General features: G+C 42.3%; 26 protein-coding genes. 13 read left to right on the top strand and 13 right to left on the bottom strand.

The window, feature by feature from the left end; genetic code table 11:
• Positions 1 to 2 precede the first annotated feature (2 nt).
• The 10 genes from GARC_RS07330 to GARC_RS07285 all read right to left on the bottom strand — a co-directional run bounded on the left by GARC_RS07330 (position 3) and on the right by GARC_RS07285 (position 7955).
• Positions 3 to 1697 carry a Na(+)/H(+) antiporter subunit D gene (locus tag GARC_RS07330; protein ID WP_007618400.1) on the bottom strand — a complete coding sequence of 565 codons (1695 nt, stop codon included), beginning with the start codon at positions 1695 to 1697 and terminating at the stop codon, positions 3 to 5.
• Entirely contained in the window at positions 1684 to 1986 is a 303-nt protein-coding gene (locus GARC_RS07325) for a hypothetical protein (RefSeq protein WP_007618398.1), read from the bottom strand. Before GARC_RS07325 ends, GARC_RS07330 begins: the two co-directional genes overlap by 14 nt.
• Positions 1983 to 3467, bottom strand: a complete 1485-nt coding sequence (locus GARC_RS07320; protein WP_007618397.1) for a proton-conducting transporter transmembrane domain-containing protein — start codon at positions 3465 to 3467, stop codon at positions 1983 to 1985. The genes GARC_RS07325 and GARC_RS07320 overlap by 4 nt, the downstream gene beginning before the upstream one ends.
• A complete protein-coding gene (locus GARC_RS07315) occupies positions 3464 to 4951 on the bottom strand; it encodes a monovalent cation/H+ antiporter subunit D family protein (protein WP_007618395.1) in 1488 nt (495 codons plus the stop codon). Before GARC_RS07315 ends, GARC_RS07320 begins: the two co-directional genes overlap by 4 nt.
• Entirely contained in the window at positions 4945 to 5295 is a 351-nt protein-coding gene (locus GARC_RS07310) for a cation:proton antiporter subunit C (RefSeq protein ID WP_039989045.1), read from the bottom strand. Before GARC_RS07310 ends, GARC_RS07315 begins: the two co-directional genes overlap by 7 nt.
• On the bottom strand, positions 5295 to 6311 hold the full coding sequence (locus GARC_RS07305) for a Na(+)/H(+) antiporter subunit B (RefSeq protein ID WP_081587518.1): 1017 nt from the start codon (positions 6309 to 6311) through the stop codon (positions 5295 to 5297). The genes GARC_RS07310 and GARC_RS07305 overlap by 1 nt, the downstream gene beginning before the upstream one ends.
• A 45-nt stretch (positions 6312 to 6356) precedes the next feature.
• The gene (gene mnhG / locus GARC_RS07300; RefSeq protein WP_226989078.1) at positions 6357 to 6677 is read right to left on the bottom strand and encodes a monovalent cation/H(+) antiporter subunit G; all 321 of its coding nucleotides are present in this window, start codon (positions 6675 to 6677) and stop codon (positions 6357 to 6359) included.
• A complete protein-coding gene (locus GARC_RS07295; protein ID WP_007618381.1) occupies positions 6674 to 6946 on the bottom strand; it encodes a monovalent cation/H+ antiporter complex subunit F in 273 nt (90 codons plus the stop codon). The genes mnhG and GARC_RS07295 overlap by 4 nt, the downstream gene beginning before the upstream one ends.
• Complete coding sequence (locus GARC_RS07290; RefSeq protein ID WP_007618380.1) at positions 6947 to 7420, bottom strand: Na+/H+ antiporter subunit E; 474 nt, start codon at positions 7418 to 7420, stop codon at positions 6947 to 6949.
• A gap of 91 nt (positions 7421 to 7511) precedes the next feature.
• Positions 7512 to 7955 carry a Rap1a/Tai family immunity protein gene (locus tag GARC_RS07285; protein ID WP_007618379.1) on the bottom strand — a complete coding sequence of 148 codons (444 nt, stop codon included), beginning with the start codon at positions 7953 to 7955 and terminating at the stop codon, positions 7512 to 7514.
• Between the two features lie 187 nt (positions 7956 to 8142).
• Between GARC_RS07285 and GARC_RS07280 the strand changes: the two genes are divergently transcribed.
• The 4 genes from GARC_RS07280 to GARC_RS07265 all read left to right on the top strand — a co-directional run bounded on the left by GARC_RS07280 (position 8143) and on the right by GARC_RS07265 (position 13249).
• On the top strand, positions 8143 to 8874 hold the full coding sequence (locus GARC_RS07280) for a response regulator transcription factor (RefSeq protein WP_007618378.1): 732 nt from the start codon (positions 8143 to 8145) through the stop codon (positions 8872 to 8874).
• Between the two features lie 13 nt (positions 8875 to 8887).
• On the top strand, positions 8888 to 10228 hold the full coding sequence (locus GARC_RS25875) for a sensor histidine kinase (RefSeq protein WP_007618376.1): 1341 nt from the start codon (positions 8888 to 8890) through the stop codon (positions 10226 to 10228).
• Positions 10229 to 10520: 292 nt separating this feature from the next.
• On the top strand, positions 10521 to 11717 hold the full coding sequence (locus GARC_RS07270) for an APC family permease (protein ID WP_007618374.1): 1197 nt from the start codon (positions 10521 to 10523) through the stop codon (positions 11715 to 11717).
• Between the two features lie 332 nt (positions 11718 to 12049).
• On the top strand, positions 12050 to 13249 hold the full coding sequence (locus GARC_RS07265; RefSeq protein ID WP_226989077.1) for an SMP-30/gluconolactonase/LRE family protein: 1200 nt from the start codon (positions 12050 to 12052) through the stop codon (positions 13247 to 13249).
• Between the two features lie 106 nt (positions 13250 to 13355).
• Here the strand turns inward: GARC_RS07265 and GARC_RS07260 are convergent, their stop codons facing one another.
• Positions 13356 to 14333 (bottom strand): AraC family transcriptional regulator, encoded by a 978-nt coding sequence (locus GARC_RS07260; RefSeq protein ID WP_007618370.1) that lies wholly within the window; start codon positions 14331 to 14333, stop codon positions 13356 to 13358.
• Positions 14334 to 14478: 145 nt separating this feature from the next.
• On the opposite strand from GARC_RS07260, the gene GARC_RS07255 reads away from it, so the two are divergent.
• The 8 genes from GARC_RS07255 to GARC_RS07220 all read left to right on the top strand — a co-directional run bounded on the left by GARC_RS07255 (position 14479) and on the right by GARC_RS07220 (position 24646).
• Positions 14479 to 15774, top strand: a complete 1296-nt coding sequence (locus tag GARC_RS07255) for a flavin-containing monooxygenase (protein ID WP_007618368.1) — start codon at positions 14479 to 14481, stop codon at positions 15772 to 15774.
• The gene (locus GARC_RS07250; protein WP_007618366.1) at positions 15775 to 16689 is read left to right on the top strand and encodes a bile acid:sodium symporter family protein; all 915 of its coding nucleotides are present in this window, start codon (positions 15775 to 15777) and stop codon (positions 16687 to 16689) included.
• Positions 16679 to 17611 carry an SDR family oxidoreductase gene (locus GARC_RS07245; RefSeq protein ID WP_007618365.1) on the top strand — a complete coding sequence of 311 codons (933 nt, stop codon included), beginning with the start codon at positions 16679 to 16681 and terminating at the stop codon, positions 17609 to 17611. The genes GARC_RS07250 and GARC_RS07245 overlap by 11 nt, the downstream gene beginning before the upstream one ends.
• Positions 17611 to 18420: an SDR family NAD(P)-dependent oxidoreductase gene (locus tag GARC_RS07240; protein ID WP_007618364.1), complete on the top strand. Its 810-nt coding sequence runs from the start codon at positions 17611 to 17613 to the stop codon at positions 18418 to 18420. Before GARC_RS07245 ends, GARC_RS07240 begins: the two co-directional genes overlap by 1 nt.
• Entirely contained in the window at positions 18417 to 19151 is a 735-nt protein-coding gene (locus tag GARC_RS07235; protein WP_007618363.1) for a sulfite exporter TauE/SafE family protein, read from the top strand. Before GARC_RS07240 ends, GARC_RS07235 begins: the two co-directional genes overlap by 4 nt.
• 14 nt (positions 19152 to 19165) lie before the next feature.
• Positions 19166 to 21484, top strand: coding sequence for a TonB-dependent receptor (locus GARC_RS07230; protein ID WP_007618362.1), 2319 nt, complete (start codon positions 19166 to 19168; stop codon positions 21482 to 21484).
• Between the two features lie 290 nt (positions 21485 to 21774).
• On the top strand, positions 21775 to 22680 hold the full coding sequence (locus GARC_RS07225; protein WP_007618361.1) for a hypothetical protein: 906 nt from the start codon (positions 21775 to 21777) through the stop codon (positions 22678 to 22680).
• 154 nt (positions 22681 to 22834) lie between these two features.
• The gene (locus tag GARC_RS07220; protein ID WP_226989076.1) at positions 22835 to 24646 is read left to right on the top strand and encodes a tetratricopeptide repeat protein; all 1812 of its coding nucleotides are present in this window, start codon (positions 22835 to 22837) and stop codon (positions 24644 to 24646) included.
• Positions 24647 to 25025: 379 nt separating this feature from the next.
• Here the strand turns inward: GARC_RS07220 and GARC_RS07215 are convergent, their stop codons facing one another.
• Together GARC_RS07215 and GARC_RS07210 are read right to left on the bottom strand one after the other, a co-directional pair.
• Positions 25026 to 25289 carry a type II toxin-antitoxin system RelE family toxin gene (locus GARC_RS07215; protein WP_039989040.1) on the bottom strand — a complete coding sequence of 88 codons (264 nt, stop codon included), beginning with the start codon at positions 25287 to 25289 and terminating at the stop codon, positions 25026 to 25028.
• Positions 25276 to 25509, bottom strand: a complete 234-nt coding sequence (locus tag GARC_RS07210; protein ID WP_007618359.1) for a ribbon-helix-helix domain-containing protein — start codon at positions 25507 to 25509, stop codon at positions 25276 to 25278. The genes GARC_RS07215 and GARC_RS07210 overlap by 14 nt, the downstream gene beginning before the upstream one ends.
• A gap of 185 nt (positions 25510 to 25694) precedes the next feature.
• Here GARC_RS07210 and GARC_RS07205 point away from each other — a divergent pair, with 185 nt between their 5' ends.
• Positions 25695 to 26675 carry a hypothetical protein gene (locus tag GARC_RS07205; protein WP_007618358.1) on the top strand — a complete coding sequence of 327 codons (981 nt, stop codon included), beginning with the start codon at positions 25695 to 25697 and terminating at the stop codon, positions 26673 to 26675.
• The last annotated feature ends 193 nt before the right edge of the window (positions 26676 to 26868 follow it).

The raw sequence follows: 26868 nt of genomic DNA, 5'->3' as shown, positions 1-26868 counted from the left end.
GGTTAATATAAGCTGATCAACAGATAAGCTAGCAGCATTAACATTATCCACATAACAGCTGTGCCAGTAGAGGATGTTTTAGCTAATATTCCCTGAGGGGCATAATATTTCGATAAGTAATTTGTCAATTGCGGCAGATGACGCGCACTCACTCTACTCATTTGTTGTACACAAACATCTTTAACATCCGCTAACCGTTGCAGTGTCCGTGGTATTAAACGACGGTATAACCAATCCACTTCCAGATTCACAGATTTTAATTCTGGCGGATACATTTTGTATAAATTTAGCCATACAAATGCCAGAGCCGAGAAAAATAGCAATTGAGTTTGTGCTAACACGTGTGTGGCATCGTAAGGGTTGTAATCCATATCGTATGGTAATAATTGATACAATAAATCAGGGAAAATACCTATGGTAATACACAAGGTTGCCGCAATTGTCATGGCTAATAACATATTAAGCGGCGGCTCTTTGGCACGTATACCAGAGTCATGGGCAAAGAAAGCAAAGTAGGGAATTTTAATCCCTGCATGATGGAACACCCCTGCCGAGGCGAACAGCAACATTAACCACACCCATGTATGATCATTATTCAAAGCAGCACTCATGATCATCGATTTACTCACAAAACCACTAAACAGCGGGAAGGCCGAAATCGATGCTGCGCCAATGATGCACAAAATAGTGGTTTTGGGCATGGTCTTGTACAACCCCCCCAGTTCAGAACCGTTAATTTTACCGGTAACATGCAGAACTGCGCCCATAGACATAAACAACAAGCCTTTAAAAATAACATCGTTAAAGGCGTGGGCCACGGCACCATTAATCGCCAGCGCGGTACCAATACCAATACCCACCACCATAAAACCGAGCTGATTGATTAGGCTGTAGGCCAACACGCGACGTAAGTCATTTTCGATAACGGCAAAGAATATTGGGAAACAAGTCATAGCCGCACCGATATACACCAGCAATTCGGTACCAGGGTAACCACGAGCTAAGGCATAAATCGCCACTTTAGTGGTAAAGGCGCTAAGAAAAACCGTACCTGTGGGAGTGGCTTCTGGGTATCCATCAGTTAGCCAATTATGCAAAAATGGAAAGCCGCATTTAATGCCCAAAGCAATAAATATTAACCAACCATGTAAACCTGATAAACCGATTTCGTCAAAAACGATCGAGCCAGAAAAATGAGCGTAGGCAATAATGCCTCCTAGCAACAGCAAACCTGATATCACTTGAAACAATAAATACCGCATACCTGCGTGATAAGATTGAGTAGTACGCCTTGCCCAAATCAGAAATACCGAGGTGATCGCCAGTAATTCCCAAAACACAAAGAGCGTTAACAAATCACCAGCAAAAACTGCCCCTAAAGCACTCCCTGCGTACAACATACTGGCGGTTTGTTGCATGCGATCGCGTAAGTGTAATGAATACACAATGGCAATAAATGCAGCGAGATGGAATAGATAACCAAACAATATGGCCAACCTATCAACACGCAATATATTCAGTTCAAAGTCGAGTAGAGATACTCCCCAATAACTGCCTTCTGACGTCATCCATAAGTTAATGGCACCCAGAATAGGAGCGGCAAGCATAATTGCTCCGCGCAGCCAACCATGAGTTACGGCAGCAAGCAATGCAGCTACAAAAAATATCACAAAAGGAGCCATTTCAGTCCCGAACATGTTTATCTCCTTCGGATGATTCTGACACTTCTGTTGATTCTGGCGGATCGTAATAATCTTCGTCGCGCATCAGTAATACCCGCATCCATCTGGCAACAAATACTAATACCACACAGCCAACAAAACCGTAGATAGGGTAAAAGGCCCAGAGGTTTTCCCAGCTATGATAAACCTTACGGTTTATTACAAAATCGAGAACGACCAACAATGCACAACAGATATACAAGCCGTGCAGCACTCTTTTTATGTTTTTGGGGTTATCAAATAAATACTGTTTTTCTGTTTTCATGATGCGACTCCAACCATCTTCGCCAGCTCAAACAAGGGTTGTGGGTAAAAGAACAACACGAGACAACCCAAAGTGGTAATGATTATTGCAATAAGCGCAGGCAGCGGTGCTTCTTGGATTTTTTCGGGTGCATCACCAGCTTGAGACGTCGCCTGTTTCCCAGGGAAAAACCCACGAATTGGAATAGGCAACAAGTAAGCAATATTGAGTAATGAACTAATCATCAATACCGCCATTAATACCCAATGTTCGGTTTCTAAAGTGCCGAGTAATAAATAATATTTGCTCCAACTTCCGCCAGTAGGCGGCAAGCCAATAATACTTAAAGAAGCAATAAAAAACGCAATCATAGTAATCGGCATTTTACGGCCTAGTCCCGCCATTTGACTGATTTCAGTTTTATGGCTGACCACCAAAATAGCACCGGCACAAAAGAACAAAGTGATCTTGCCAAAAGCGTGCATAGCAATATGCATACTACTGCCGATTAAACCGGCCTCGGTTGCCAGCAATACGCCCAAACTAATATAAGCGAGCTGACTAATGGTTGAATACGCCAAGCGGGCTTTTAGATTGTCTTGGCGCATCGCAATTAAAGAAGAGGCTAAAATCGTAAAGGCGGCCAGATATAGTAGGAAGTCTGTAGTAATTAGCTCTCCCACATTATCCATTCCAAATATAAACACCACTGTTTTCATTAACGTAAATACACCAGCCTTCACTACGGCTACCGCATGTAACAATGCACTAACCGGTGTTGGTGCCACCATAGCTGCTGGTAACCAACGATGGAAAGGCATCATGGCCGCCTTACCAATACCAAAAACGAACATCACCAACAAAACAGCCAGCCATAATGACGGGGTGTCATCAGCAAATACGCCACCAACTGTAAAGGACAAATTACCGGCAATCGCCCAAGTGCCAATTAGCGCCGGTAGGAAAAATACAATAGAAGTACCGAGTAATATCCGCAGATAAGTTCTACCACCCTGCTGCGCTTTTTCAGTGCCCGCGTGAGTGACCAGCGGATAAGTCGCCAGTGTCAGCACTTCATAAAAGATAAACAGAGTGAACAAGTTTTCAGAAAATGCGATGGCCATTACAGCCGCTATAGATATAGCAAAAAACGTATAGAATCGGGTTTGATTTTGTTCTTCGTGGCTACGCATATAACCGATGGCATATAAGGTAGTGACAATCCATAAGAAACTAGCGATAAGCGCAAATAACACACTTAATGCTTCGGTTTTAAAACTGATACTGAGCCCAGGTAGGATAGTTGTCCAAGTCACCATCGCCGTTTGACCGCTGATGATTTGCTGGTACAAGGTGTAAACTAATATAAAAACACTAACCGCTATGGTTAAAGATATTGCCTCTCTGATATTAGGATGGCGATGCATTACCAATACCCCAGCAGCTGCCGCTAGAGGTAATAGAATAATAAGCTGGATCAACATTTCGGCAGATAAATTCATTGGCCTGCTCCCATCAGCATATTAGCCGCTTGAGCACTGGCTTCTAGGGGAAGTCGTGTGTCTATTCCAAAATACACATTGGCTAATACCAATATCCACAAGGGGATCAGTAGACCTAAGGGTGCTTCTTTGATGGGTGGCGAGGACGCTGAATTTAATGAGGGATCTGCTTTGCCAAAATAGGCACTCTCTACCAATGTCCATACATAATAAACCGCCAACAATGAGCCTATTACTATCAGTAATGCCACCGGCCAAAGCCCACTTTGTAAACTAGCGAGTACCAAATACCATTTACTGATAAAACCGACAGTAAGAGGAACACCAATTAGACTTAAGCCTGCAATAACAACCGCAGCCATAGTCCAAGGCATATGTTTAGCTAAGCCATTAAAACAAGCGCGATCTGTACTTCCAATACGGTAAACAACAGCAGCCAGCGCTAGAAACAAAGCCCCTTTCATCAACGCATGATTAAACAAATGTAATAAGGTTCCTTGTAATCCAAGGCTAGTACCAATGCCGATACCAATGATCATGTAACCAATTTGCGCGACACTGGAATAAGCAAATAAACGTTTTATGTTCGGCTGCTTAATAGCAACTGTAGAAGCAACAAACACACTCAGCAGCCCAAGGGCGATAAAAACGGTCTGGATCACACCGCCACCAAAATCATCTCCGAAGATTGAGAAATGCAAACGGATCAACAGATATATCGCGACTTTTGTAGCGGTCGCCGCTAAAAAAGCGGTAACGATCGAAGGGGCATAAGTATAAGTATTGGGTAGCCATAGATGCAGCGGAAACAAAGCAAGCTTTAACGCAACACCCACAATCATAAACACAAAGGCGGTATAAGCCGTGCTGGTTTCACTAACCAATGGCAGGCGATTAGCAATATCTTGCATATTTAAGGTACCGGTTAAGCTATATAACAAACCTATACCCATCAACAAAAAGGTGGCACCTATAGTACCAACAATTAAATATTGGTAAGCCGTCAGCAGCGCGCGGCGATCACGGCCAAAAGCCACTAATGCATAAGTAGCCAGTGAAGATATTTCTAAAAACACAAACACATTAAATATGTCGCCTGTAGCAACAATACCTAATAAACCCGCCATACAAAGTAAATACAGCACATAAAATAGACTTTGTTTGTCTTCATCAATTTCATTACGGATACCCGTATTCGCGGCCAGCAAAACAATAGTGCCGATTGCGCTGACTATCAGTAATACATAGGCTGACAGTAAATCAATACGATATTCAATTCCCCAAGGGGCTTCCCAGCCACCGAGCATGTAACTGATAACACCACTATGTTGCACTTGATTCAGCAATGCGGCACTGATTAGCAGTGAAATCACAGCTGCAAAACAAGCAAACAACCAAGATATCCTGGGTTTATTTAATAACAGACAAGCAGGTGCAGCCAACAAGGGCACAATCACTTGTAAAATAGGTAAATGATCTAACACTTGGGATCCTTCTCCTGTAATTCAGAATCTTCCACTGTGCCGTAAGCCTTTTTGATCCTGACTACCAGCGCCAACGCTAGCGCCATGGTGGCGATACCGACCACAATAGCCGTCAGGATAAGTACATGGGGTAATGGATTAGAATAAAGGGTTTCTGTACTCGAGAAAATCGGTGCACTACCTCCGTTTACCTTGCCTACACTGATATAAAATATGAATACCGATGTTTGAAAAATATTCAGCCCAATCAATTTTTTAATCAGGTTGCTTTGGTTTATAACCATATATAAACCGATCATCATTAAAACGAAGACTATCCAATAATTGTATAAGTCAAAAAACATTATTCCTCCCCTAGCTGAGACTCAGCCTGATGAGAAAAGGCAAAGAAAATCAAAATCATCCCAGCGGCGATTGTGATACCAACTCCCAATTCAATAACCAAGATCCCAAGGTGTTGACCGATAATCGGATCACTAGCCAGTACCGAATAATCAAGGAAATTGCCCCCTGACAACATGCTAACCACACCTGTACATCCATAGATAAAGACACCCAAGGCACAAAGCACTCGCAAAACACCGGGTTTAATCACTTGTCTGGCCTTATCTAATCCATACAGCATGGTGTAGAGAATAATCCCTGCCGCAAAGATAACTCCCGCTTGGAAACCACCTCCAGGGCCATACTCACCATGAAACTGCACATAAAAAGCAAACAATAAAATTAATGGGATCAAGATCTTGCTGACAATCCGCAGTACGTTGTGATCATGCATATCGTCTTTTTTAATCTTGACTGATAATTTACGTGTCACAAAAAGTTGGCTAGAAAACAAAGCCAAGACACCCATAGCAGCAGTAAATATAACGAGGACTTCCCCAAGTGTGTCATAGCCACGATAGCTGGCTAAAACTGAAGTAACCATATTAGGTATGCCAATCTCCTCTGGAGATTGCTCAATGTAGCGAATATTGACGTGTTGCTGCGCCGGAGCCTCGGGATCTCCAAAAGCCGGCATATCCATAGTACCTAATATCAATAAACCTCCAGTTATCACCATAGTAATAACCACAGCCACTTTTTTCATAAGCGCAGCTTTTTGGGGTTTTAAAGCGGTTTTCTCATAACGTCCCGTGACGCCAAGCACCACCAGCATCAATAGTGGAAAAATCCCCGCCCCTACAGCAGCTTCAGTAAAGGCAACATCAACGGCATCCAGCGCCACAAAAAAACTGGCTGACACTAATCCGTAGATACCACTTAGCATCACCGCAGCAAAGAGATCAGTAGTACGCGCAATGGCAATGGCAGTCACAACCAAGAGCAGTAGCAATATAATATCGAAAACCTGTAAGATCTCATCTCTCCTTAAAATCGCTAAAAAAGACTATCGTCTGAGCAACTATTTTGAATGCTCGTTGTGAAGAATAGGTTTGAGTTTTCCGTGCAGCGCAGACTTAGCCAAAGCATGGCTGGCTGTAGGACTAGTGAGCAGAATAAATAACAATATCAGCACTAATTTGAACAGCACCAATCCCCAACCGGCAATCAACATTAATCCAATCAGGATCAGACTGGTTGCCAAGGTTTCTGTGATCCCTGCAGCATGCATACGGGTGAAAAAGTCGGGAAAGCGCAGAATGCCAACACCACCTGACAATATGAGCAATGCTCCTAAAATAAAACAGACAGCCGATATCAAATCAAGAAGCAATTCCATCATGGCTCTCCTTCGATGCGTTTGCTGTCGCTATATTCGAAATAACGCAACACACCTATGATGCTAATAAAGTTAATCAGCGCATACACCAGCGCAATATCAAGAAAATCAGGACGACCAAATAAAAACCCCATAACAGCAATTAACAACACTGTTTTAGTGCCAAACAAATTAACCGCTAAAATGCGATCATAGATGCTGGGTCCCAGCAAAGCTCTGGCTAATGCCATCACCATCACAGTTAACAATACAACCGCTAACATAATTAACATTTACATCTCCAACCGGCTGACTTGACGAGCCATGTCACCCTCTCTCAGTTCTTCCATGCTGTGAGTCGTTAATGAATGAATTAACACCGAATTATTTTCAATATTCATCGCCACTGTACCGGGGGTAAGGGTGATCGAATTAGCATATATAACTTTAGCTATTTCACTTTGTTGTCCAATAGGTAAGGTCGCCACACAAGGGCTAATAGCGCCATTGCCACGCCAGACGAGTACCACTACATCAATATTGCTTTGGATAATTTTTTTGATAAGCCAAAAGTAATAAGCGGGTAATTTACGGCTTAGCTGTAAAGGTTGGGATTCGTCATCAATTATGCCCATACGTAACGAAAGCCATATAACAAAGCCAATAGACACTAACCCCAGTATTAATAGTAGCGGCGTATATATTCCTGAGTTGAACAACCATAAAACCGCAAGAATACAAAACAGACTAATAGTGTGTTTGTTCATAACATCCCCACCCTATTTTTCGATTGAAGCAATAATTTTAATGCCGCGGATAAATGGTGGACAATCATTGAGTGATGAATAGCTATTATCATTATTCGCTGCATTGAAAGTTCTGTTTTAATACATTTTTTATCAAGCTTTCTGCTGAAGAATCGCTAGCAGGTTTCTGCTTGTTAATGAGTAAGGCAATATCTTTAATGGTTGAGGACTTAGGAATGCAATAACTAACATCGTCCGCTAATTGATATTTTTCTAATAATCCACCAGCACGAGACTCTAATGCTTTTTGTCGAAAGGTCGCTGCAGGTATTTTCTCGGCGCGGTATAGTTTCTCTCCAGCCAGATAACCTTTGAGATACATTGCACAAAGTGATTGATCCTTATCGATTGTCATAGACTCACTGTTATTATCAAACGCTTGGCAAACAGCTTGTAAATCAGCCGCACTCATTTTTTCTATGGCTTGGGCATAAAAAGGGCTGCCCGCCATCAACATAATAACCAGTGAAATTTGCACTAATATGGTTTTCAACATGATCTTCTCCTTAATTTTAAAAACTAAGTGTGTGCACGAATTCTTGCATTGTTACCATTGCAAAAGATTGTCAAAAGTGTAAAAAAGTGTCGCAACGCGTTCAGCGCATATGTTTTTGAATGGTTGTGTTGTATGTTAAAGCTTGCAGCCTGCTCAAAGATAACAACACAAAGGATCCCGGCACTACATGATCAATCCAACAAGTCCATCGATATCACCTAGCGTATTGATTGTTGATGACAATCAGGACATTCGTGAACTGGTTTCGCAATTACTGGAAGCCGAAGGTTACTCAGCCAGCAGTGCAGTTGACGGTGAAGATATGTGGCAAATAATGAGCAAGAAAAAGCCCGATATAATTTTGCTTGATGTCATGTTGCCAGGCACCGATGGTTTTGAACTTTGTCGACAACTCTGCGCCGATCAAAATATGCCACCCGTTATCATGCTTACCGCTAAAGATGAAGAAATTGACCGAGTCGTCGGATTAGAGCTCGGTGCTGATGATTATATTGTAAAACCCTTTGGGCGACGTGAGCTGATTGCGCGGATTAAAGCGGTACTGCGACGAGTCAAATCAGGTCATGTGCAAACTGGAAAAGGCGTGTATCGATTCGCCGGTATGAGTTTCAAACCTAGCCAAATGGAAATTTTCGATGCCACAGGAACAAGTACGCCACTATCTACCAGCGAGACACAATTATTATTAACTTTTGTACAAAATCCGCGGATCCCGTTATCACGGGATAGATTATTGGATTTAACCAAAGGTAGAAATAGCACCCCTTTTGATCGCAGTATCGACTCACATGTCAGCCGCCTACGACGTAAATTAGGCGATGATGGCAAAAAACCAGAGATTATAAAAACTTCATGGGGAACAGGATATCTCTTCACTTGTGATGTAGAAACATTGTGAGTATGGGCGGTCAATGAGTCTTAAAATCCGTACCACTTTAATTTTATGTACTGTGTTTATTTTGTCGCAAATGATCACATTAATTATTTTCGAACATAACCGAGACAACGTTGTTTTGTCCACTGAAGCCACAGATTTAGCTGATAGAGTGATTGGTATTGTGGATTTAGCTTATAGTTTTCCACAGCAAGATCGTCAGCAAATTTTAGCCGCCGCAGAAACCCAGTTTCTATCGTTGTTTCCAGATATTATTGCAATCAGTGAAGTCGCTTGCCAACAAAATGACTTTACTGAAAAAATTTCCACAAAGCTCGACAAGGCATTTTCAAAACTACAAGATATTGATGCACAAGTCTGTGTTCGAAGTTTTAAAAATACTCCTCTACTGGATAGGCGTACCACTTTACGTCAAGGATTTGATGTTCTTATCCAGATTAACTTTGCCAACGAGCAAAAGATCACTTTTCATTCTGTGTTGCCAGAGAGTCAGTCTTTGTTGCAGGATTCTGTCATTTTCTACATATTACTTGAAGGTGTTGTGGCCTTAATACTTGCATGGTATTTGATCCAAAAAACCGTAGCACCTATTGAAAAGCTGGCCAATGCCGCGAACCACATAGGCATGGATATTAACAATCCTCCCTTAGATGAAAGCGGCGCCAAAGAAATATCAATGGCGGCCAAGGCATTTAATACTATGCAAGAACGTTTAGCCAACCTGCTCAATAGCCAGAGTGAAATGTTGGCGGCCATTTCCCATGATTTACGTTCGGCAGTGACCCGCTTACAGCTAAGAAGTGATTTGTTAGAAAACGAACATGAACGTATCGGCATGCTTAAAGTAGTCACTGATATGCGGCAGATGATCCAGTCAGTACTCGACTTTTTACGAGGTCAGAATCCAAATGAAGCCATGCGTAGTGTTAACATTAACGCTTTGGTAGAAAGTTTATGCTCGGATTTAGCCGATGAAGGCCTGCCAGTCAGTTATCAATATGACGGTAGTTCGACAAACCTAACCTGCCGCCCTACTGAAATCCGCCGTTGTTTACAGAACATTATTGATAACGCCATAAAATATGCAGATGCCGCACAAGTGAGTATCTCAACGAATAATGATTACGCTTCAATAGCAATAATAGATAACGGCACAGGTATACCACAAGAACAGTTAGAATCGGTGTTGCGGCCATTTTATCGACTTGAACAGTCACGTAATGGCGATACAGGGGGCATAGGTTTAGGGCTGAGTATTGCTGAAGCCATTGTCAAATCACACGGCGGGACATTAACCCTCACTAATCATCACTCTGGTGGTCTGAAAGTCGAAATACAATTACCCTTAAATAGCTAGAGTCCAGGTTAAATATATCGATTTTAATAATGAAACCGCAAACGGTTAGCGACTATATTCACTCCCAATACCATCTGGTGATAGAGACTATTCTTTGAATAGGCGATTAGAGCATGCAATTCACCTGTCCTAAACAGACTAAAAACAAACGCCAGTTGCATAGGTCAGTTATAGCGCTTACTCTTCCCGCACTGCTCCCCTCAAAAAAATTATTCGCTCACCATGTTGTTTTTCATTTCCTGCCTGTACTCCATTATACAAGTGTGCAAAAGACAAAAAGCTAATACATTTAATGCTTAATTACCTAATTATTCTGGTGGCTCTTGCCACTGCTGCGTTGTTACTTTATCCCAAAGTAGCCAATGCCTTGCTTTGGCGCGCGGCCATTACCCCCTTAGCCTCAATTATTGGTAGTGGATTTTTAGTACTTGGTCCAATTCTGGTAGCGTCGTTCGGACAATATGCGCCGCTAATTATGGTTGCCCTATGTATTTTTGCTTACCTGTTTGGTGCGGCGATCCGCTTCAATATCGTAAGGCTTGCTGCATATAGCGGTTTAAGGAGTGTTTTCGAGGAGAAACTTGAAACACTCTCTTCTTGGGCGTTGGCCTTCGCATACATTATTTCGGTAGCTTATTATCTGAATCTACTTGGATCCTTTGCTGTCAGTCTTACGTCGCTAAACGATGCATTCCATGCGCAACTAGTGACAAGTGGCGTCTTTGTTTTAGTACTGATAGTGGGGTGGACCAAAGGATTTCAAGCGCTGGAGCGTATGGAACAGATAACAGTCGGAGTGAAACTTTCAATCATTGCAGGTCTTTTGTTTGGACTTGGATGGTTCTTTATCGACAAAGCTGTCGCACATGAACTCGTGAGAGGATCTGCCACTGTGTCGGGTTGGCAAGCAATTGCGCTGGTCGCTGGTTTGCTAGTGACAGTACAAGGATTTGAGACATCTCGGTATCTTGGAGACGAATACCAACCCCTTACGAGGATCCGCTCGATGCAATGGGCGCAATGGATCTCAACAGCTATCTATATGATATACATTGCTTTTCTAAGCTACGTTTTTATTCCTGAAAATTTAGTGTTAAGTGAAACCGCGATTATCGACCTTATGGCGGTAGTTGCGCCAATTTTGCCGTTGCTTTTGATTGTTGCCGCAATAAGTGCTCAGTTCAGTGCCGCGGTTGCGGACACAGGCGGGTCCGGTGGCCTTATCGCGGAACTGACTAAAGGATGGATTACCCCAAGAACCGGTTATGCCATCTTAGTTAGTATTGGATTAGTCTTAACTTGGGCGATGAGCATATTTGAGATAATAAGTTACGCATCACGTGCCTTTGCGCTTTATTATGCTCTTCAAGCGTTTATAGCAGCAAAGGGAAGTTACTCAGAAAGTGGCATCACGTATAAAGGAACAGGGTTCGCAGCTCTTGGTCTTCTGGGTCTAGCAATAGCGCTTTTTGGGACTTCAGTGGAATAGAAATTTATAGTAATAACTTAGAAATTATCCACTGTAAATATTGTGAAATAGATCTAAATATTTGGGTGGATTACATTGAATACCTAGATAAATAATTTGAAGTTGAAACATAGCAAACTTTGCCGCTTTGAATTCTTAATATAAATAAGGGAATAACAAAAATTCATAACGTGACTCTGTAGTATTTGTCTTTAAGTCAATGTAGATTAAATAGCCGTGAAAATGACAAATGACTTAATGTAGATTGACTCACTAAACAAAATAATGACCAGATGCTTAGGATAGTTTTTCAAAATAACATCTTAATTTACAAAATAGACAAGGAATAATTGATGGGAACATCCACGTTAGGAAATATTAGAAGCTCAATAATAACAAAAATTAAGGTTATTGCTTTAAGCCGTCAAAAACTCCCGCTCTCACTTTTATTCACCTCGTTTATGATCAATTTCGTCGCGGCAGCTCACGACGAGCAAGTTGATACAGCCAATGTTAAATATTGCTCAACAAATTCAGATCAGGTTCAACTTGATCTGAGCGATGTGAGTTTAACCCGAGAGCAAAATATCCCATTGGTGTACCAAGGAACAAACAATGTTGAAGGTCCACTTTGGCATGATGGTGCATTGTATTATTCAAACTTAGGATCTCATCAACCCAACGAACGGGGTTTTATTTTATCTAACCAGAGTACCATCTGGCGCTGGGTTCCTGGCACTAAGCCTCAAGTGTGGCTAGATGATACCTTAGCTGGTACTAATGGACTGGCGATCGATTCTAAAGACAATTTAGTTGCAACCCGACAGCTTGACGGGTCAATTGTTTATATCGATTGGCAAAGTAAAAAAATCACGCCAATTGTTAGTCATTATGAAGATAAACGTTTTAACTCACCAAACGACCTAACGATTGCTGATGACAACTCCATATTTTTCACAGACCCTAACTGGAATACTCCCTCTAATATTGACGTGACTCTAACTCAAGGAGGCGGTGAACCAGGTTCTCAAGTTCCTGGTCAACGTATTTATCGCGTTAGTGCCGATGGTAAGGTTAACCCAACACTAGTGACCGAGTTAGTTCCGGCTCTTCGGGATAAACCAAATGGTATAACCTTGTCACTGGATCAAAAACAATTGATCGTTGGCGGCATTGCTGGGCTGTGGGCATTTGAATTAAAGTCGGGACGAGTCTCCAAACCGAAACAAATTCTGAATACCCCTATTGATGGCTTAGGCAAGGATTGCAGTGGCAATATTTATGTCACAACCACTCGTAAATCAGCTACTAGAAATGACGATCAGTTAGTAGTGGTCTTAAATAAGAACTATGATGAAATAGGAGTATTAACCGTGCCTGGGATCCACATAGTCACAAACATTGCCTTTGGCGGCGAAGATGGCCGTACCTTATATGTGACAGGTTTGACGGATCCATTAGACGGTAGCAAGGTACGCCAATGTGGCGACGCCGCTTGTTTAAGCGCAGGTATTTATAGCACTAGACTTAATGTTCAAGGTTTCCCTTACTAAATTATCGATGTGCTTAAGGCTAATTAACTGCAGCCTAGTAGTGGTTAACATTTGACGAGCTGTTGTTTTAGAAAATTAGAGCGATGCCCCCACCATTGCAGTTAAACTAGCTGCAATAATGTAGTCGATATTGGCGAAATCCCATGCCGGTCCAGCGTTTAAAAGCTTTGGCAAAAGCACTTTCGTCATGATAACCAAGATATTCAGCCAAGCCTGCTTGAGTCGTGCTGGCTTTGACAACTTGCTCAAGTGCATATTGTTTTTTGATATCATGGACAATTGACTGAAAATTCAAATTTTCTGCCAATAACTTTCTTGATAACGTGCGTTCGCTAATGGCCAAGGTGCTTGCTACTTGTGCTTTTGATAACCATGGTTGTCGGGTCAACAATGCTATTACCTTGGCAGGAAAGTTTTTTGGCTGCAACTGGGATAACTGTTGTTTTGCAAGTTCGAGCATTTGGGTGTGAACGGCAGGGTTGACTTCCCGCTGTTTAAAATTCCAGTCTTCATCGGTATACACAATAGCGTTTTTAGTATGCCCAAAATATATCTGAGCCCCCATAAATACGCGATCGTACAAAGCTAAATCAGCTTGTCTTGAATGTTTCAAATACACGGCTACTGGAGCGATATTTTTTCCCGATATCCAGCGTGCGCTGGCGACACTACTGGCCAGAATAGCTTCAATACGAAGTGATGCAGCAACAGTAAACTTGGCTTCATAGCAAAGTTTCCAGCCTTGTTTGCTGTGAGATTTGCTGAAAGCTCCCCCTTCACCAACCAAAGAAGAGTAATCAACCAAGCTGTTAACGGCTTCGCCTAACGAAGGACTACTAAGAAGTAAAAACCCCATAGTATCAAGACTTTGTGGCAGAATAGCCAAACCAATATTAAGACCAAGGCTACTGTCATTTTGGTCTTCTAGGCTCTGCCATAATGCATCTTGCAATACCATAGGCAAACGTGACGCGTCATCATACTTGTTGATTTGCTGTTTAAGCTGCGGATTTAGTTGAATACCCAATTGTTCTAAGTGTCGCATGATCGCGCGGGTAAAGTTTTGAGTAACGCTGGCGTCCATTATCAATCTCCACATATTTATTATTAGCTTAACTGACTTTTATCACCCTGTCCCAAATTAACCAGTAAGTTGTCCTGTCTTACCTGAGCTCTATTGTAATCAAATTGTTAACATCGTTCGCATATTCTTTAATGAGTAGTTAAAAATGAATCCATATGTAGTCATCGGTGCAGGCCCTATGGGGTTGTGTACGGTTCGCCGGCTCAAAGAGCAAGGCATTGAGGTAATTGGTCTGGAGGCCAATAGTGACGTGGGCGGATTATGGGATATCGATAGCCCAACTAGCACAATGTATGACTCTGCCCATCTCATATCTTCAAAAAAAATGACTGAGTTTGATGATTTTCCAATGGCTGAAAGTGTGGCGACTTATCCTCGTCATGATCAGCTAAAAAAATATTTTCAGGAGTATGCCAATCATTTTGATCTCAACAGTCATTACCGCTTTGGCTGCTGGGTAGAAAAAGTGGAGTGTGAAGGAAATAACTGGCGCATAGTTTATCGTCAAAATGACCAAACCCATGAATTACTCGCTAGTGGTTTGTTGCTTGCAAATGGAACACTTCACCATCCTAATGAAGTCACCTTTAAAGGTCAGTTTTCGGGGCAAATGATGCACAGCAGTGAATACCGCAGTGCCGATGTTTTCGCCGACAAACGGGTACTTATTGTCGGTTGTGGCAATAGCGGATGTGATATTGCGGTTGACGCAGTACATCGTGCCAAGTCCGTCGATATGGTTGTGCGAAGAGGTTATTATTTTTTACCTAAGTTTATTGCCGGACGACCAACCGATACCCTTGGTGGAAAAATTCGTTTACCAAACCGTTTAAAGCAAGCGCTCGATGGCCTGTTGGTGAAGCTTATTTCTGGTAAGCCTAGTTGTTACGGTTTGCCAGATCCTGATTACCGAATGTATGAATCACATCCGGTAGTCAATTCTTTGTTTCTACACCATATAGGGCATGGCGATATTACCGTTCGACCAAACATTGAGACATTAACTCCAGACGGGGCAATGTTTTCAAATGGCGAACAAGGAGAATATGACTTAATTTTGCAAGCAACCGGTTATAAGTTGCATTACCCATTTATCGAAAAACAGCATCTCAACTGGCATAAAGATGCGCCCCAGTTGTACCTAAACGTATTCAATCCTTTGCATAACAATCTGTTCGTGATGGGCATGGTAGAAGCTTCAGGATTAGGTTGGCAAGGACGGGATAATCAAGCGCAATTAGTGGCTAAGGTTATTCGACTACAACAGGATAATCCTAAAGCAGCAGAACTGTTTTTTAATAAGGTCAAAACAAAGTCTGGCATTCGGGTTGACGGTGGCATGCACTATTTAGAACTCGAACGCATGGCCTATTATGTGCACAAAGCAACATATCTTGAAGCTATTGCCAGCGAAATGCGTCAATTGAACCACGGTGTTTAGATGTCTGCTTTAACTCTGTTTGTGCTTAATGCAGTGCTGGCCATGATGATGTTTGGCATTGCACTTAGCCTAACTACCGCTGATTTTAAAAGGGTCATTAGTCAACCTAAAGGTCCGGCGGTTGGTCTAGCAGCGCAATTTATCTTATTGCCGGCCATGACTTGCGGATTAACCTGGTTAATCCCCATGCCGAGTGAGGTTGCCCTTGGACTAATCTTAGTTAGCTGCTGCCCCGGCGGTAGCTTTTCTAATCTGATGACGTACTTATCTAATGGCAATACTGCTATGTCTGTAAGCATGACAGGGGTTGCCAGTGTGTTGGCTTGTGTTCTAACCCCCTTTAATTTTATGTTTTACGCCGATCTCAATCCACATACTCAAGAACTACTGCAATCTATCTCGGTTTCTACCACCGATATGCTGACAATAATACTGCTGGTATTAGCACTTCCGCTGGCTGCGGGGCTTTTGTGTGCTAATTATTTTCCACGTTTTGCGAGTCGTAGTGAGCCCTTTTTCCGAGTGGCTTCACTTATTGCTTTGTTCAGTTTCGTTACAATTTCCCTGACCATGAACTGGCAACGTTTTATTAGTGGCGCCAGCATCTTTGTTCTTGCCGTGATTATCCACAACGCAATGGCTCTGGCCGTTGGTTGGGGCTCAGCGCGAGCCTTAGGCCTAAAAAAAGCAGACAGACGAGCAATAACCCTAGAAGTCGGCTTACAAAACTCAGGCCTCGGACTTGGGATCATCTTTACTTTTTTCGCAGATCAAACCGCTATGGCAATCATCGCCGCTGCGTGGGGGATCTGGCATCTAATTTCTGGCATGGGACTGAGCTTAACTTGGCAATATCTTGACCGTCGTGACGCTCGTCAATGCAAAAACAAAAAGCAGGTTTTATATGAGTCTTAATATTTTAATTACGGGAAGTGAGGGCTACATTGGCCAGCGCTTGATTAATCGTCTCGCTGAGCAGCATCATATTGTTGGCGTGGACATTCGCTCGGCCAATCCATCGCACTACCATTATCAGCAGATGGATATACGAGACAAAGCCATAGGTGAGTTGATAAACACCCATCAAATCACCCATGTAATACATCTGGCTAGTGTGATGCAAGCTAGCGACGATCATCAAAGAGATTATGACATTGATGTTAATGGTACTCGCAATGTTCTGGATGCTTCCGTAGCTGGCGGTGTGACACATTTTACGGTTACGAGCAGCGGCGCAGCTTATGGTTATCATGCCGACAATCCTGCTTGGCTAACCGAACAAGACCCCCTACGAGGCAATGATAGTTTTGCCTACAGTTACCACAAACGTTTAGTTGAAGAAATGTTGGCACAATACCGTAGCAGTCATCCGGCATTGCAACAGTTGGTGTTACGTCCTGGGACAGTGTTGGGGGAAACCACCCAAAATCAAATCACTAATTTGTTTAATCAAAAGCGAATTTTGGCTGTAAAAGGCTCAACTTCACCCTTTGTGTTTATTTGGGATGAAGATGTGGTCGATATTATCCGCCAAGGCGTTTGTGAAAGTAAAACTGGCCAATTTAATCTTGCTGGCGATGGTGCTATGACCCTAGCTGATATTGCTGACGCATTAAATAAACCATTACTTCAGTTATCCCCCTGGCTACTTAAGCTGGCACTCACAATTGGGCATACCTTTGGCCTAACTAACTACAGCGCAAAGCAGCTTGATTTTTTACGCTATCGTCCAGTATTGGATAATCGAGCACTTAAAGAAGACTTTGGTTATATCCCAGCCAAATCTAGTCGAGAAGTCTTTGATTTTTACCTTACCCACAATCACGAGCAGCTCTAATGACTCAATCCGTAGCTAACAATTCAAAACCAATAGCCGTTATTACTGGTGCCGCTTCAGGGCTGGGGTTGGATCTTGCGCGCCAGCTTCACCTAAGCCACCAACTAGTATTGATTGATGTTAACGAGGAGCGTCTATATGAGCAGACTCTTAGCTTAGATGGAGCATTACACTTTAGTTGTGATTTAGCAGACTGCGACGCTATTAGTACTCTGCTCCAAACACTCAATAGCAAACTTTCGCAAGTCGACTTACTTATCAACAATGCAGGGATCACTCACCGTTCACTTGCCAAACAAACTGAACACCATGTTATTCGTAAAATCATGCATGTCGACTATCTTGCACCGGTGCAATTAACCCAAGGACTGTTGCCATTATTATGCAAAGCCAACGGTAAGATCGTTAACATTGGTTCGATGGCTGGCTGGATGCCAGTTTTAGCACGCGCCGGTTATTGCGCTGCAAAATCAGCATTACACCAGTATTTTGAGACTTTACGTGCCGAAGTCCATGCAGAAGGTGTATCGATATTGATGGTATATCCAAGTTTTTTGGATACCCCTATAGAACAAAATGCACTAGATGGCCGCGGACATAAAGCTGCGCACAAGCGTTCGATGGTGGGAAAAATGCGCACCAGTATGTGGATGGCAAATTTAATTATTAGTGCGATCAAACAAAATAAAGCGCGCTTATTCCCGGATGTTTTCACTAATTTATCCAGTATTTTGTATCGGTTGTTTCCGGATCTTTACTTGCGGTTAATGCGCAATAAATTTTCCAGTGAACTGCAGACCAAACAATGACATTTTTCGTAGTTGCGATAGGTGTATTTATCGCCTTTACCATCGAAGCAATGACCGGATTTGGCAGTATTGTAGTGGCACTGTCTATCGGCGCTTTAGTCATGGACATTCCGACTCTGGTGCAATGGTTAGTTCCATTAAACATTCTGATGACCGCTCCTTTGGTATGGCAGCTACGCAGTCATATTGCTCGTGGTTTTTTGTTTACTCAGATACTGCCATTTATGGCGCTGGGAACCTTGATTGGTGTTTTGCTGACAGGACAGTTGCCTGAACTTTATAGCAAAGGAATATTGGCGTTACTTATTTGTTGGTTTGCGGTGCGTTCGTTAGCGCAAATTCAAGCTACAAACCATGGTTCGCTGTTACGCAGGATGTTGATTTTTTTTGCTGGGATTACCCATGGTTTATTTGCATCGGGCGGCCCCTTGTTGGTATATGCCTGCGCAAAGAGCGGCCTAGATAAAACTCAATTCCGAGCCACATTAATCAGCGTATGGCTGTCCCTCAATGGTGCTCTGACAATATGGTTTGCGATATCTGGCAAGTTACAACAACAGGCAGCACACATTGCAATGTTAGTACCTGTTGTTTTTGTCGGCGCTTTACTTGGAAATTTTCTACACCACAAAGTGAGTCAACAGCAGTTTACTCGCGTTGTCTTTTCAGTTCTTTTATTGGTTGGTGGTTTGTTATTGCTCAAAACTGCCAGTCAGTTATTCGACCAATAACACTCAGAGGCATTATGAAAAAAACAACATTAAATCAATCAGTTGCTTTAGCATTAATCACAACCCTGGCAATTCCAGTGGCGGCCCAGGTACAAGATAAAGAACAAATATTAGAGGTCATCATGGTGACCTCTCAAAAACGTACCCAAAGCATTAAAGATGTGCCCATATCAGTCACTGCAATAGCAGGTGAGCAACTACTCAAACAAAATATAAGTGATAATGAAGAGCTAGCTGACAAGGTCGCCAACTTCGATATCAGCCAGACTGGTCAGGGATTTAACATTACCATGCGCGGGCTGGGTTCGGGGCCTAATCAAGGTTTTGAACAAACCGTAGGTACTTATGTAGATGGTGTATACCGAGGTAGGGCTTACCAAATGCGCAGTGCCTTTGTTGATCTAGAAAGATTTGAGGTGTTGCGTGGTCCACAATCAACTTTGTTCGGTAAAAATACCACAGCTGGCGCCTTAAACGTCACCACCCGTCGCCCAACCGAAGACTTAAGTGGTTATATCAGTGCAAATTATGAATTCAACAATGGCTATACTTTGGATGCGGCTGTTAGTGCCCCTCTGAGCGACAATCTACAAGTACTGGCGACTGTCAAAGTCCTCGATCACGATGGTTATTTTCATAATTCTTTAGCTAACCGTGACGAAGTAGCAAGAGACGCCACTTTTGCACGTGTCAGTTTTGCTTGGCAGCCCAGTGACACCCTAGAAATATTTTTATCTTATCAGCACGATGATGAATCAAATGTAGGCATAGCACCAAGCCAGCCCGTAGCAGAACCTGTGTTAATGGGGTTGACACTACCAGCCTATTTTGCAGACATAAACCAATATAAGCTTGATGACGACTTGTATAAAGGTAATGCGGCATTGGGCGAAGATGAATACGGTGACTATCAAGCAGACTACCTAACCCTGACCGCCGACTGGCAGTTTAAAAACCTCACGTTATCGAGTGTCACGGGTTGGCAGGAATACAGTATGCTGCAAAGTAATGATGGCGACCATGGTCCTGCGCCACTGACCTACAGACAAGATAGTGATGAGAATTTTGAGCAAATTAGTCAAGAATTGCGATTAAGTTCAGAATTTGATGGTGCCTTTAACTTTATCGCTGGGGTATATGTTCAATCTACCGATTTAGCATTTGATGAACAATATCGGATCTATCCATTAAATGCCTTGGGTCCCAGACAATATTCCGGAGACAGCGACACCCAAGCCATTTTTACAAAACTCGACTATCAATTAGATGACCATTGGCTGGCGTCCTTAGGTCTACGCTATTCCAAAGAAGACAAAGAAGCTAAACGCGACTTAGGCATGGTTGAACTCAGTAGTGGTTTACCTGTTGAACAAATTGATATTATTAATGTACCCGGTGCAGTGCAGGCAATGGGTGCGCCGAATATGCTGCCAACCGATGTCTATTTGAATATTCTTAAAAACAATCTTGGGCTAGAGATACATAGCGTAAACGGTAAGCTTAGCGAAACCGCTTTTGACCCATCATTAACCGTCAGTCGCACTTTTAAGCAGGGTATGGTGTATTTTTCTGCGGCAACGGGCACTAAATCGGGCGGTTACGATGCGCGAGCCAACTTAGCAAAAGACTGGCAGTTTGACGCAGAAGAAGTAACCAGTTATGAACTAGGTACTAAGTTAACCTTGTTGGATGGCACCTTAGATTTAAACTTTGCTCTGTTCAATATGGACTTTAAAAATATGCAAACATCGGTATTCGATGGCGTGGCTGGGTTCTATGTCGAAAATGGCGGGCGCTCTAGTAGCCAAGGTATTGAATTGGATGGGCGCTGGCTTTTACCTGGCGGTTTCACACTATCGGGGAATCTCGCCTACTTAGATTTCACTTGGGATGAATTCAGTGGAGCCAAATGCTTTAAGAGTGCGCAATTCTTGCCGGACAACGTTGAAGCCAATGGAGTTACCTGTGATTTTTCTGGTAAGCCTGGTGCCTATGCCCCTGAATTTAGCGGCCATTTAGCATTGGATTATTGGCATGTTCTAAGCGGCGACTTAGAGCTAAATATCAATCTACAAACAAACTTTAAATCAAGTTATTACACCAATTACGATTTAAACCCATTCACTGAGCAATCAGGATATGGAAAAGTTGACTTAAGGGTAGAATTGAGTGATTACAACCTAGGTTGGTCAATCGCTTTAGTAGGTAAAAACCTGACAGATCAAGTAACTTCAAGCTACAGTACAGACATGTCATTCGCGCCTGCTGGTATGTATGCAATGTGGGTTGAACCTGGCCGAACAGTGGCTTTACAAGCAGCCTATCGCTTCTAATCAACTGACTATACGCAACTGCCAAGGATGGCGGGGCGAACATAAATACAATTTAGAGTTAGCTCATAATCAATATACACATCAGTATGATCATTTGACGCGAGTGACCTGTTAAAATTGAGAACTCAGGATCCATGCTAATTCAATAGACGGTTTTTACTCAGTATTACTCCAATTCAATAAATTATGTTTAAATGGCTGAGGATTTTACTTCACATACCAAAAAACTATCCTAAGTTTTGCATATCCATAGGTAATGTTTGTTAATGGGTAAAACTAAGGAACCGTGCATGAATTGGCTATCAAAAATTATCGTACTATCTTTCACCCTTGGAGTGTTCTCATACACCTATGCTGCTGATAGCGTTAACCTGCTAATAATGATAGAAGACGCAGATAAAGACTCCGTCCCCCGGAACAGTCAAATTAATAAGCGTGTTCATGCCAGTATCAGTCAGCAACTTAATCACATTGTTGATGTATATGACGAAACTAGCATCACCTTAGATACGTTTAAACAAGGTCGCGTACGTCGCACTGATGCAGAGTTACTTGATATAGCCCGCTCTATCACTCGCCCTCCTATCGATGTGGTTGTGGTACTGAGCACTTATGCGACTGTGCAGACCAGCGAATATGCAAAAAAGGCCCGCGCTCGAGTTGCAGCACGGTTATTAAATGCCAAATCAGGGCAATTTCTAGATAACTTTGAAGTGCAAAGCCCACGGAGTTGGACCATTCCCTACGCCTGTAGCAGACAAACTTGTATGCTTGAAGAAATGGGTGATGAAGCTAAAGTGTTGGGAGATGAGCTGGGGTTAATTTTGGCTGAAAAATTAAATTGGCTGATAAATGCAGAGCCAGCTGAGCAAAGCACTACTGCAAAATCAACAATGGTTAACGACTACTATTTAGAATTTGATGGTTTTAGTGCACAAGATGTGGCCAGCATTGAGGAATATTTACTGGTTTTCTCTGGTTACATTTCTCATCGTCCCACACAGCAGCGCCATACCCGTACCACATTGTTATATCGCTCCACTATTGGCACCGCAAAACTCAGTAGAAATATGCTTAAGTTGCTAGAAGAGTTGAACATGCGTGCCACCATTAATTTTGAAGGTAATACTTTTAGTATAAAACGGATTACTCTAAGGGGTAAAAACCCCACTCGGGACATTGCCGAAGGTTGGTAATATTCTTGCATTCAATAATTGTTTTTTACCACCACTTACTTAGCGGACAATAAAAATCAACCCGAGCATTCTTAAAACAATAATGACAGACACTGTTAGGCTCAAAACAACAACATTGAGAATAGGCTACCTAGTTGGCCTATTATGTCTGTGGGTGCAAACAAGTTTAGCCACTGAACGTTGGAAAATTGTGGTATTGCCAGATACAAACTACAACACCCCAGTCGAACTCCCCGCACTAGTAGACTTGCACAGCACTATTTCCCAAGGCCTAACTATTGCTTTAAGTAATGCTGATTTTGATGTGCTTAATTTACATTATTTGGGATTACCTAATTGTATTCTCGAAGACTGCTCGACCTTGACCGACCAAGCTATTCAACAAGCAGCCAAACGTTCAGGAAAAGAAGTGAATCTGGCCTTGCTGTATCAACTTAATATGTTTAAACAACGCCAAGCAGCGTCACAAAAGTGGTATTTCAGTTTATCGGGGCGCTTATTAGATTTACAAAGCGGTACTCAGCAGGATGCTTTTGCAGTAGATAATTGGGCCAACAACCCAGCCAAAAACTGCATAGGTGATTGTTTGGGTTTGTGGTTAAACCAAAATCTAGCGTTACTGGCTCAGGATCTAGGAGCGGTATTGAGTGAAAAGCTCGACGCTTTACCAAGGCGCTTTCACTATCAGTTAAACATAAATAACTTCAACAGCGCCGAGCTGCAACAAATCAATCGTTATTTAAAAAGCATCGATGGATATGTAGCCGACATATTGCTGGCTGATTCAGCCAATAAAAACCCAACATTTAACCCAAATACTAAGCGTACATATCAATATATTTCTGAACTAAGCGCTTCTGAGTTGGGGGAAAAGTTAGAAAAAATGAACCAGCAATACTCGCTGGCACTAAGGTTTGAATACGATAATACCAAACGTCAGTTTGATTTAATGCCCAAAGTAGAAACTGACTCATGGACAACACTTAATCAGTTTATTGCGGACCTATTTCCTAGTCCAAAGCAGGAGGATCCACAGTTACAACCATCTGAAGAACCTTCACCAAATGCGGCGGTAACACCGCCCAAAGAGCCTGAAACAGATGAAGAAAAACAAGCCCGTAGAGATCAGCAAATGTGGCAACAAGCTCTAAGCATCAATACCATTAACAGTTACCAGCAATACCTGACACTGTGGCCACAAGGGCAACATATCATCCAAGCCGAAGGGGCAATAAAAGTCTTTCAAGATGATGAAAACATCTGGCAAAAAACAGTCAATCAAAAGACCCGCCAAGCTTTTCAGCAATATCTAACCCTAAAGCCTGCAGGCAAATATAGAAGACAAGCCAAACAGCAATTAGCTTTATTACGAGTGCAACAACAGCGCGAACAAAAACAACGAGAAAACAAAGCCTTAGCTGATGATTATTATTACCAGCAACAAAACTACCCTGAGGCATTATATTATTACCAACAGGCCGCAAAACTGGGCAACGTTTCAGCTGAATACCTGTTGGGTAAAATGTATGAAAATGGCCAAGGCACGGAACAAAATATGCGCCAAGCGGCCAATTGGTATACGCAAGCGGCTAAACATGGCCACAATCAAGCCCAGGCCACCCTTGGTTTTATGTATTCAAAAGGCAATGGAGTGGATCAGGACTATTCTCAGGCGGCATACTGGTATCAAAAAGCCGCTGAACAAGGCCATATGAATGCCCAATACAACCTCGCCTACTTGTATTCATTGGGGCAAGGTATTGTAAAGAATCATCAACAAGCTGCGTACTGGTTTGAAAAAGCTGCCATCCAAGGCGATGCTGACGCACAAAATAGCCTAGGCAAGTTATACGAAAGAGGATTAGGCGTAAGCCAAGATTTAGCCGAAGCCAAGCGCCTTTATCAACAAGCAGCAGACCAAGGTAACCAAATGGCGAAGATCAATTTACGGATGTTAAACAACTAACTTTAATCCCAACTATTTAATACCAATTCCATTAAAGAAATGACCTCTCAGCGAGATTTAAAGGTCTAGGTTTTATCTGACAGGCGGTGAAGTGCCGCCCCCCGTCATTCCGGTAGTTTTTTAAGCCGGAATCTCTCTATTTTTTTAGCGGAAGCAGTTAAAGCAAAAAGAATTTGAACCACGGAGGACACAGAGTTCACAGAGGAAAAGCAGGTAAAAAAGAGTTGTTATTGGGTTAATGAGCTAGAGCTAACTGATAATCTATACCATAGCCGCCATTGGGGATATTCGGATTTTAATTGACTCTCCCTAAAGCGGACATTAACACTCACTTAAGCGGTAAACATTGCTCTGTATTTTTATCCGGTTCAAGTTATTGTTATGTACGTTTATAAACATCAGATCTATGACTTACTTTTATTACCAGTACAACTAATTCTCGGTCCTTAATCTTATATAATATGCGATAGAGTCCTTGACGTACTCGGTACAATTCATTGCCGCTGAGCTTGATTGCACCGACTCTTCTTGGGTCCTCAGCAAGGCTATCAATCTTTGAAATTATTTTAATCACGTCTGATTTAGGTACAGATTTCAAATCTTTTACAACCGATTTTTTAAACGTAATCTTATAATTTCCCATCAGCTTCCAGGCTGTTAATGAGCGTTTCATAACTTATTTCTGGTTCATCGACTCGTGCTCTAACAGCAGCAAGATCTTCTTGATCCTCTCGCATTAATAAACGCACGGCTTCGTCTATTAGCTCAGAAACAGAAGAATCGCTAGATGCAGCTCTAATTTTAAGTGCATTGTGTATTGCGGGTTCAAAATAGACTGTTGAACGTTTTGATAGTGTACTCATTTATGTCTCCAATTTGCACTCATTAACACTTTAACGTTATAGCATCAAAACATCAACAACAGTCGAGTACATAAAGCTTTTACCAAGCCACCCATAACAGCTTTTACCAAGCCACCCATAACAATTTGACTTAATATGAAGACAAGCTAGGCTTTGATTAGGAAATAAATCAAAGGATTGATGTCATGCCTCAGCCACGTAGTAGTCAAATTTGTTTATCGGATACCCCATTTTATCATTGTGTTTCCCGTTGTGTACGGCGTTCTTTTTTGTGCGGTGTGGATAGTTATTCAGGCCAGAGTTATGAACATCGTCGGGGGTGGGTTGAACAACGACTGTTGTTTTTATCATCTGTGTTTTCAATTGATATATGTGCTTATGCTGTGATGAGTAATCACGTGCATGTGGTGTTACATGTGGATGTACAACAAGTGATGGCTTGGACAGATAATGAGGTGGTTGAGCGCTGGCACCGTCTACATAAAGGCACATTACTCACTCAAATATTTGTAAGGGGTGACACGTTAAGCCAAAGTCAACAACTCACCTTAGATGACACCATAATCGAGTATCGCAAGCGCTTGCAAGATATTAGCTGGTTGATGGGTAACCTGAATGAACATATTGCCCGAGAAGCCAATAAAGAGGATGACTGTACCGGAAGATTTTGGGAAGGACGATTTAAGTCACAAGCCTTATTAGATGAAGCAGCATTACTTTCCTGTATGGCCTATGTTGACCTTAACCCTATTCGAACCAAGATAGCGGATACCCCCGAGACCTCAAAGCACACCAGTATTAAAAAACGTTTAGAATCGATAAAAGAACCTAGCACAACACCTTCGTTGATGCCCTTTGTCGGCAACCCTAGACAGGATATGCCCAAAGGCATCGCTTTCTCACTCAAAGACTATTGTGAGTTGGTGGACATAACAGGCAGAATAATCAAGGAGGACAAAGCAGGGTATATAGACCATCAACAACAACCCATATTAAAAAGGTTAGGCCTGTCAGACGACCAATGGTTCACCCTTACAACAGAGTTTGAAAAACACTTTTGCTATGCAGCAGGGGCAGAAATGATGATGAACCAGTTCAAAGCGCACACAGGCCATCAACGCATTCGAGGAATGGGTAAAGCAAAAGCACTTTTACGCTGCGCATAACCTAATAAAGCAGTCAACATAGAACCGATAAGGCACAGTTGTGCCCACAATCCCGTTAAATACCTATTATTCCCACCAAATAGGCTGAAACTAATCCTCATCCTCCACTCAATCCAAGTCATTTTCACGCTGAAAATCGACAATGAATATTTTGACTAGGCTCAGAGTCTTATTATGGGTGGCTTGGTAAATT

Source organism: Paraglaciecola arctica BSs20135, from assembly GCF_000314995.1.
Taxonomy (GTDB): Bacteria; Pseudomonadota; Gammaproteobacteria; order Enterobacterales; family Alteromonadaceae; genus Paraglaciecola; species Paraglaciecola arctica.
Note: the sequence above shows the minus strand (reverse complement) of the source record. Positions and strands in the feature narration are given on the sequence as shown.

Bases quoted from the DNA above. Each gene is read 5' to 3' on its own strand.
- GARC_RS07330 (WP_007618400.1), bottom strand. From the start codon at position 1,697: ATGTTCGGGACTGAAATGGCTCCTTTTGTGATATTTTTTGTAGCTGCA.
- GARC_RS07325 (WP_007618398.1), bottom strand. From the start codon at position 1,986: ATGAAAACAGAAAAACAGTATTTATTTGATAACCCCAAAAACATAAAA.
- GARC_RS07320 (WP_007618397.1), bottom strand. From the start codon at position 3,467: ATGAATTTATCTGCCGAAATGTTGATCCAGCTTATTATTCTATTACCT.
- GARC_RS07310 (WP_039989045.1), bottom strand. From the start codon at position 5,295: ATGTTTTTTGACTTATACAATTATTGGATAGTCTTCGTTTTAATGATG.
- mnhG (WP_226989078.1), bottom strand. From the start codon at position 6,677: ATGATGGAATTGCTTCTTGATTTGATATCGGCTGTCTGTTTTATTTTA.
- GARC_RS07295 (WP_007618381.1), bottom strand. From the start codon at position 6,946: ATGTTAATTATGTTAGCGGTTGTATTGTTAACTGTGATGGTGATGGCA.
- GARC_RS07290 (WP_007618380.1), bottom strand. From the start codon at position 7,420: ATGAACAAACACACTATTAGTCTGTTTTGTATTCTTGCGGTTTTATGG.
- GARC_RS07285 (WP_007618379.1), bottom strand. From the start codon at position 7,955: ATGTTGAAAACCATATTAGTGCAAATTTCACTGGTTATTATGTTGATG.
- GARC_RS07280 (WP_007618378.1), top strand. From the start codon at position 8,143: ATGATCAATCCAACAAGTCCATCGATATCACCTAGCGTATTGATTGTT.
- GARC_RS25875 (WP_007618376.1), top strand. From the start codon at position 8,888: ATGAGTCTTAAAATCCGTACCACTTTAATTTTATGTACTGTGTTTATT.
- GARC_RS07270 (WP_007618374.1), top strand. From the start codon at position 10,521: ATGCTTAATTACCTAATTATTCTGGTGGCTCTTGCCACTGCTGCGTTG.
- GARC_RS07265 (WP_226989077.1), top strand. From the start codon at position 12,050: ATGGGAACATCCACGTTAGGAAATATTAGAAGCTCAATAATAACAAAA.
- GARC_RS07260 (WP_007618370.1), bottom strand. From the start codon at position 14,333: ATGGACGCCAGCGTTACTCAAAACTTTACCCGCGCGATCATGCGACAC.
- GARC_RS07255 (WP_007618368.1), top strand. From the start codon at position 14,479: ATGAATCCATATGTAGTCATCGGTGCAGGCCCTATGGGGTTGTGTACG.
- GARC_RS07250 (WP_007618366.1), top strand. From the start codon at position 15,775: ATGTCTGCTTTAACTCTGTTTGTGCTTAATGCAGTGCTGGCCATGATG.
- GARC_RS07245 (WP_007618365.1), top strand. From the start codon at position 16,679: ATGAGTCTTAATATTTTAATTACGGGAAGTGAGGGCTACATTGGCCAG.
- GARC_RS07240 (WP_007618364.1), top strand. From the start codon at position 17,611: ATGACTCAATCCGTAGCTAACAATTCAAAACCAATAGCCGTTATTACT.
- GARC_RS07235 (WP_007618363.1), top strand. From the start codon at position 18,417: ATGACATTTTTCGTAGTTGCGATAGGTGTATTTATCGCCTTTACCATC.
- GARC_RS07230 (WP_007618362.1), top strand. From the start codon at position 19,166: ATGAAAAAAACAACATTAAATCAATCAGTTGCTTTAGCATTAATCACA.
- GARC_RS07225 (WP_007618361.1), top strand. From the start codon at position 21,775: ATGAATTGGCTATCAAAAATTATCGTACTATCTTTCACCCTTGGAGTG.
- GARC_RS07215 (WP_039989040.1), bottom strand. From the start codon at position 25,289: ATGGGAAATTATAAGATTACGTTTAAAAAATCGGTTGTAAAAGATTTG.
- GARC_RS07210 (WP_007618359.1), bottom strand. From the start codon at position 25,509: ATGAGTACACTATCAAAACGTTCAACAGTCTATTTTGAACCCGCAATA.
- GARC_RS07205 (WP_007618358.1), top strand. From the start codon at position 25,695: ATGCCTCAGCCACGTAGTAGTCAAATTTGTTTATCGGATACCCCATTT.